We start from the raw sequence: 6,560 nt of genomic DNA, 5'->3' as shown, positions 1-6,560 counted from the left end.
GTTATGGGAATTAGATAGTAAAATTAAATTAGGAACATTAAATTAAGAATATTCATATTATGATTTAAATACAACAAAATTGTAGTGTGTTACAGTTGTAAGCTTGTCATAAGCTCTAGATTTTGAAATATAGGCTGAGAATTAGGTCTATTAGCAAATGAGGTAAAAAAGAATGAACAAGTATTTAGAAAATTTAAACAGAATAGAGTTTGTTGTAACAATGGCATGCACAGGAAGATGCATACATTGTTCAGAGGGAGAACATAAATCAAGTGGAAAACACATAGATGGAGACATAGCAGTGCAAGCAGTTATTGATATATGTAATAACTATGATATTAAATCTTTAATGACTTTTGGAGGAGAACCTTTGATATATCCGGAAGTGGTTTGCAACATTCATAAAACTGCTAAAGAAATGAACATAAAGGATAGGGCAATAATCACTAACGGATTTTTTCCTAAAGACAAAGAAAGAGTAAGAGAAGTGGCGCAAATGTTGTCATATAGTGGAGTTCAAAAAGTGTTATTATCTGTTGATTCATTTCATCAAGAGACTATACCGCTTGATATAGTGAAATATTTTGCAATGTGCATAAAAGAGAGTGGTGTAGAAATTAAATTAAATCCTGCTTGGCTTGTGAGCAAAGAAGATGATAATGAATATAACAAAAAGACAAAGAAAATTATTTCTGAATTTGAGGATTTAAATATTCCACAGGCAAAAGGAAATGTTATTTTTCCAAATGGAAATGCAGTGAAATATCTAAGTGATTACTTCGATAAGAACAAGGAATATATAAATCCATATGAGGAGAATCCAATAGATGTTAGAACAATTAGTTTTTCAGAAAATGGGGATGTGTTGAATGGGAATATTTATGAAAAATCAATTATGGAGATAATTGAGGAATACAAAGTTTAGAATAAAGATACATTTCTTTTTTTTAGAAATAGTAAAACAAATTTAGAATTTATGAGGTGTGGCAATGATAAGAAAAGTAAGAGGTGAAGAAATACCAGTATGTGTGGAAATTATTAAAAAAAGTTTTTTGACAGTTGCAGATGAATATGGTTTTACGGAGAAAAATGCTCCTAGGTTTACAGCTTTTGCGACTACGCAAGATAGATTGTATTGGCATATGGATGGAGAGCATAGGCCAATGTATGTATTTGAAGAAGATGGTGCTTTGTGTGGATATTATTCACTTTTGTTACAAGGAAATGGAGAATGTGAACTTAATAATCTTGCAGTATTGCCAGAGTATAGACATAAGGGCATTGGAAGACAATTATTAGCTCATTCCTTTAATATAGCAAAAGAATTAGGCTGTAGAATTATTAATATAGCTATTGTAGAAGAAAACAGAGTTCTTCGTAAATGGTATGAGTTGAATGGAGCAATACATATTGGAACAAAGAAATATGATTTTTTTCCATTTACATGTGGATATATGAAAAAGGAATTGTAGAGAAATTTAGTATTAGGAGACGAAAAGGAGAGAAGCGATGGATGAATGGTTAAAAACAAGAAACTTACCTTTACATTTTATATCTGTTGCAGGATTAGTATATAAAGGCGATGAAGTTTTATTGATTAAATCAAAACGTAGAGGATGGGAAATCCCTGGCGGAGTGGTAGAACAGGGAGAGGATATAATAAGTGGCTTAAAAAGAGAAATATTTGAGGAAAGTGGCATTGTTGTCGAGCCGGAAAAGTTTGTTGGTCTATATCAGAGATTGAATACTAAAGATGGATATGGTCCCCTTGAAGGAATAATTTTACCTCCTGTTGTGAATTTGACATTTATTTGTAAATATATAGATGGAAATGAAAATGTATCAGATGAAAGTATTGAAGTAGGATGGTTTACTCCAAACATTGCAAAAGAAAAAATTACTGTTCCTGATATAAAGAAAAGAGTTTGTGATATGTTGGAATTTGATGGTAAGCACCATTTTAGTACTTTTGAAAATAAAGACAGTAAAATAAAATTTATTAGCGATATGCTTGTTAAATAATTATACATAATACGGAGTAAAAAAATTGAAACAAATAATTATAATCGGATGTCCGGGAAGCGGGAAAACTTATTTTGCAAAACAGTTGTCAGAAATTTTGCAAATAGAACTTTTTCATATGGATAATATATATTGGAAGAAAGATAAAACGCATATTAGTAGGGGAGAATTGATTAGCGCGGTAGATCGAATAATAAGTCAATCAGAATGGATTCTTGATGGAAATTATATATCAACTATTGAGCAAAGAATAAAAGCTGCGGACACGATATTTTTCTTCGACTATGAAACTAAAGATTGCTTAGAAGGAGTTAAATCAAGAATAGGTGTAAAGCGCGATGACATTCCGTGGATAGAAACAAAATTGGACCCTGATTTTCAAAAATGGATTATGGATTTTAGAAAAGATACATTGCCTCAAATAGAAAAAATATTAGAACGATACAAATATAAAAAAATAATTAGATTTGCTTGTAGAAAAGATAAGGAAAAATACTTGATGAAATTGAAAAAGAATGTAAATAAGAATATTACAATTCATACCACGGAGCTTAATATAGAGTTGCAGGATGACCAATGGCAAATGGAATATATTGATCATAACAGAAATATTGCCAGAGCAATAGTGTATGATGAGGATGGAAATTTTTATTTTGTAAGAGCTGAAAGAAATGATGATTTCGGACAGGCAACAATTATAGAAACAGCAGGTGGGGGTGTTGAAGAAGGTGAAGAATTGCAGGATGCAATAAAAAGAGAACTTAAAGAAGAATTGGGGGTAAAAGTAGATGTAATCTGCAAAATCGGAGTTGTAAGTGATTATTATAATCTGATTCATAGACATAATATTAATAACTATTTTTTGTGCAAAGTTGAATTCTTTGGTGAAAAAGAACTGACAGAAGATGAAAGAAATAATTTTCACTTATCAACATTGAAATTATCTTATGAAGAAGCTATTAGAGAGTATGAATATAGGTCAAATACAAGATTAGGGAAACTTATAGCCAATAGAGAATTGCCGGTGTTGCATCGTGCAAAAGAAATAATTGATATTTAGACAAGAATTACTAAATTAAGATTTATGGAGAAGACTTTTAGATTTAATATATGGAGAATATAAAGATGAGTATACAGAAACCGAAGATGATATTATTTGATTATGGACATACATTATTGTATGAGATTGGACATAATGCAGAAAAGGGGAATAAAGCAATATACCAATACATAAAAAGTAATCCTAAAAATATTTCATTTCAAGAATTTAATAAAATAGTAAATAGCACATTTAAAAAGATAAATGAGTGTGGCAATGGAATTGATATTTGTGAGAAAAATTTTTTGCGATTAGTATATGGATACATGAACATTGAATTATCTGTTTCATTGGAAGAGGCAGAAAGCATTATATGGAATGGTGTATCAGAATGTGATATTATGCCAAATGCAAATAAAATATTAGATTATCTGAATAAAAATGACATTAGGAGTGGAGTCATTAGTAATATGTGTTGGTCTGGAAAATCTTTGAAAGACAGATTGAACAGATTACTTCCGAATAACAAACTGGAATTTGCAATTACTTCCGGGGATTATATATTTAAAAAGCCAAATAAAATGCTATTTGGGATAGCGCTGAATAGAGCAGGACTAAATGCAGAAGAAGTGTGGTATTGTGGAGATAGTGTAAAAGCGGATATTTATGGAGCACATAATGCAGGAATATTTCCAGTTTTGTATGAAGGAAAAACAGAAGAAAAGAACTCATTTGAGGGTCAAAACGAGGGAGACGAGATAGATTTTGATTATTTTAAAATTAATAATTGGGATGAATTGATAGAAAAAATTGAAACAATATAGAATAGGAAATAAACTAGAATATTAGTAATATTGTACGAGGACGTGAATTATGGAACTTTGGGATGCATATGACATGAATTTAAATAAAATTAAAGATAAAACATTAATAAGAGGTGAAGCCGTACCAGATGGAATGTACCATTTAGTGTGTGAGGTTATTGTTAAACATACAGATGGTACATATTTGTTAATGCAAAGAGACAAAAATAAGCATTATGGTGAATATTGGGAAGCTACAGCAGGAGGTTCAGCATTGCAAGGAGAAAATCCACTTGAATGTGCAATAAGAGAATTGCGAGAAGAAACAGGAATAAATGAAACAAATTTAGTGGAGCTAGGAAGGGTTGTTCAACATAATCATCATTCAATATATGTTGATTATATTGTGATTACGGATTGGGACAAGTCTAATATTATTCTTCAACAAGGAGAAACACAGGATTATAAGTGGGTAGATAAAGATACTTTGAAAAATATGAAATCTAATGAATTGGTAACAAGAAGAATGCAGCTTTTTATTGAGGAATTACGATAATAGACAATAACAAGATTAAAGGAAAGTATTATGAAAATAATTAAGTATAAAGACAAGTATCGTGATGATATGATTTTTATGATATTAGAAGCAAAAAATGCTTTAGGTCGAGTTCCGGGATTAAATGAGGATTTATTGGATGTTAAAAGGAACTACTTGGATGCAGGAGATATGTTTTGGTTGGCTATTAATGAACAAGACAGAGTTATAGGAAGTATTGGATATAATTCTATAAGGGACACAGATGAGGTTTGGCTGCATCGTTTGTTTGTAAAATACAATTTGAAAAGACAAGGTATTGGAAGTGCTTTGTTAGAAATGGCAGAAAATTATATAGCAAATCAAGGAAAGAAAGTGGTAAGAATTCATCTGGGAGGAGATGGCTTTGAGGAATCAAAAATATTTTATACCAAACATGGCTATGTGGAGTATCGGGAACGCTATATGATGAAGAATTTGTAGATAATAGCAAATTACTACGGTAGGAGAATTGAAGTTAGAGGAGGTAAATATAGTGGTTGGCGATATTGTAAAAGTAGTGGTTGACAGACCACTTGGAAGTTATCATCCTAAGCATAAAGATATGTATTATACGATTAATTATGGATATATTGAAGGGATAATTGCTCCAGATGGAGAGGAACAAGATGCGTATATTATAGGTGTAGATGAACCTGTAAAGGAATTTGTTGGAAGAATTATTGCAATAATACATCGCAATAATGATGTAGAGGAAAAATGGGTCGTTGCACCTCAAAATATGATATTTACTAAAGAACAAATATGGGAAAAAGTTTTGTTTACAGAACAGTACTTTGATTCTGAAATAATAATGTAAACATAAGTATTTTTGAACTAATAAAATAAATAGAAAAATTTAGAATTGACCGAGCTCTTTGAGCGAGGGATGCTTCTTGTCCGAAGGGCAAGAAGATGGGATATAGAAAGAACTTAACAAATCGGGATTTTAGTTATAGTAATAAGTATAACGAAAATATTTTATTTAATAAATAATAAGCTAGAAGAAGGATATTATATATAATGACAAATGAAATCGTATTATTTAATGATGGTAATGTTAACATAGAGGTTCAAATAAATCCGGAACAGGAAACGGTATGGCTTACTCAAAAACAGATAGAAACATTGTTTGGAGTTAGTCATGCAACAGTAAGTGAACATATATCTAATATTTTGAAGTCAGGTGAGCTGGATGATACTTCTGTCGGTTTTTCCGACAAAAGTACCGGAGGCAGAAAACCAAAAATATACAACCTTGATATGATATTGTCAGTAGGATATAGAGTTAATTCAAAAAAAGGTATTGCGTTTAGACGTTGGGCTAATGGTGTGTTGAAACAATACATAATGGAAGGATATGCAATAAACGAAAAAAGGATGTATGCACTCCAAAAAACGGTTAATATTCAGACAAAAATGTTAGCATATTCCTTAGATTTGGAGGAAAAAGAAATATTAAAGGCAGTAAATCAATACACTGAAGCTTTGCTTCTCTTGGATCAATATGATCACCAGTCTTTACAAAAACCTGAGGGAAATGAACCGATTTATAGAATTACTTATGAAGAATGTCGAAGGATGGTTGATGAAATGGAAGATTCATTTAAATCAGATGTATTCGGCGTTGAGAAAGAGAAAGGTAAGGTTGAAGGAATATTAGCAGCTGTTTATCAAAATGTGTTTGGAGGAGATGTGTATCCGTCATTGGAAGAAAAAGCTGCAAATTTACTTTACTTTATAATAAAGGACCATCCTTATGCTGATGGGTGTAAGAGAATAGCTGCATCTCTTTTCCTCGAATTTTTAGCACGCAACAATGCTCTTTATAAAGATGGAGTAAAAATTATCAGTGATGGAGCATTGGTGGCAATTACACTTATGATTGCAGAATCCAGAGCAGAGGAGAAAGAGATAATGGTAAAGTTAATTATGAATTTCTTGGCAATGTAGATAACTTGAAGCAGTTGTTGTTTTTAGATTAGATGTCTATAAAATACCATGTAAAGCAAAATAATTGATAACCAAGTTTTGGTTTGATTAAGATGTAGATAAATTACAATTTTAGCGAGGTGAACATATATTGGCAAGAGCAAAATATCAGGTATTAGTCATTCCATAT

At 31.1% G+C, this 6,560-nt stretch carries 9 protein-coding genes; all 9 read left to right on the top strand.

Annotation, left to right across the window (positions count from 1 at the left end; translation table 11 throughout):
- Positions 1 to 172: 172 nt before the first annotated feature.
- The 9 genes from DWW68_RS13240 (at position 173) to rhuM (ending at position 6,391) form a co-directional block, all read left to right on the top strand.
- The gene (locus DWW68_RS13240) at positions 173 to 925 is read left to right on the top strand and encodes a radical SAM protein (RefSeq protein ID WP_118589028.1); all 753 of its coding nucleotides are present in this window, start codon (positions 173 to 175) and stop codon (positions 923 to 925) included.
- A gap of 64 nt (positions 926 to 989) precedes the next feature.
- Positions 990 to 1,472, top strand: a complete 483-nt coding sequence (locus DWW68_RS13235; RefSeq protein WP_118589027.1) for a GNAT family N-acetyltransferase — start codon at positions 990 to 992, stop codon at positions 1,470 to 1,472.
- 37 nt (positions 1,473 to 1,509) lie between these two features.
- Positions 1,510 to 2,022, top strand: coding sequence for an NUDIX domain-containing protein (locus DWW68_RS13230; protein ID WP_118589026.1), 513 nt, complete (start codon positions 1,510 to 1,512; stop codon positions 2,020 to 2,022).
- 25 nt (positions 2,023 to 2,047) lie between these two features.
- On the top strand, positions 2,048 to 3,082 hold the full coding sequence (locus DWW68_RS13805; RefSeq protein WP_243053026.1) for an NUDIX domain-containing protein: 1,035 nt from the start codon (positions 2,048 to 2,050) through the stop codon (positions 3,080 to 3,082).
- Positions 3,083 to 3,147: 65 nt separating this feature from the next.
- Positions 3,148 to 3,885, top strand: a complete 738-nt coding sequence (locus DWW68_RS13220) for an HAD family hydrolase (RefSeq protein WP_158576923.1) — start codon at positions 3,148 to 3,150, stop codon at positions 3,883 to 3,885.
- Between the two features lie 49 nt (positions 3,886 to 3,934).
- Complete coding sequence (locus DWW68_RS13215; protein ID WP_207721430.1) at positions 3,935 to 4,420, top strand: NUDIX domain-containing protein; 486 nt, start codon at positions 3,935 to 3,937, stop codon at positions 4,418 to 4,420.
- 30 nt (positions 4,421 to 4,450) lie between these two features.
- Positions 4,451 to 4,882: a GNAT family N-acetyltransferase gene (locus DWW68_RS13210; RefSeq protein WP_118589025.1), complete on the top strand. Its 432-nt coding sequence runs from the start codon at positions 4,451 to 4,453 to the stop codon at positions 4,880 to 4,882.
- Between the two features lie 52 nt (positions 4,883 to 4,934).
- On the top strand, positions 4,935 to 5,258 hold the full coding sequence (locus tag DWW68_RS13205; RefSeq protein ID WP_118589024.1) for an inorganic pyrophosphatase: 324 nt from the start codon (positions 4,935 to 4,937) through the stop codon (positions 5,256 to 5,258).
- Between the two features lie 203 nt (positions 5,259 to 5,461).
- Positions 5,462 to 6,391, top strand: coding sequence for a RhuM family protein (rhuM, locus tag DWW68_RS13200; protein ID WP_118589023.1), 930 nt, complete (start codon positions 5,462 to 5,464; stop codon positions 6,389 to 6,391).
- Positions 6,392 to 6,560 lie beyond the last annotated feature (169 nt).

The organism is Eubacterium sp. AF16-48, from assembly GCF_003479405.1.
Lineage (GTDB): Bacteria > Bacillota > Clostridia > Lachnospirales > Lachnospiraceae > Eubacterium_G > Eubacterium_G segne.
This window is presented reverse-complemented; position numbering and strand designations above follow the sequence as displayed.

Coding starts and splice junctions, on each gene's coding strand:
- DWW68_RS13240 (WP_118589028.1), top strand. CDS start 173: ATGAACAAGTATTTAGAAAATTTAAACAGAATAGAGTTTGTTGTAACA.
- DWW68_RS13235 (WP_118589027.1), top strand. CDS start 990: ATGATAAGAAAAGTAAGAGGTGAAGAAATACCAGTATGTGTGGAAATT.
- DWW68_RS13230 (WP_118589026.1), top strand. CDS start 1,510: ATGGATGAATGGTTAAAAACAAGAAACTTACCTTTACATTTTATATCT.
- DWW68_RS13220 (WP_158576923.1), top strand. CDS start 3,148: ATGAGTATACAGAAACCGAAGATGATATTATTTGATTATGGACATACA.
- DWW68_RS13215 (WP_207721430.1), top strand. CDS start 3,935: ATGGAACTTTGGGATGCATATGACATGAATTTAAATAAAATTAAAGAT.
- DWW68_RS13210 (WP_118589025.1), top strand. CDS start 4,451: ATGAAAATAATTAAGTATAAAGACAAGTATCGTGATGATATGATTTTT.
- rhuM (WP_118589023.1), top strand. CDS start 5,462: ATGACAAATGAAATCGTATTATTTAATGATGGTAATGTTAACATAGAG.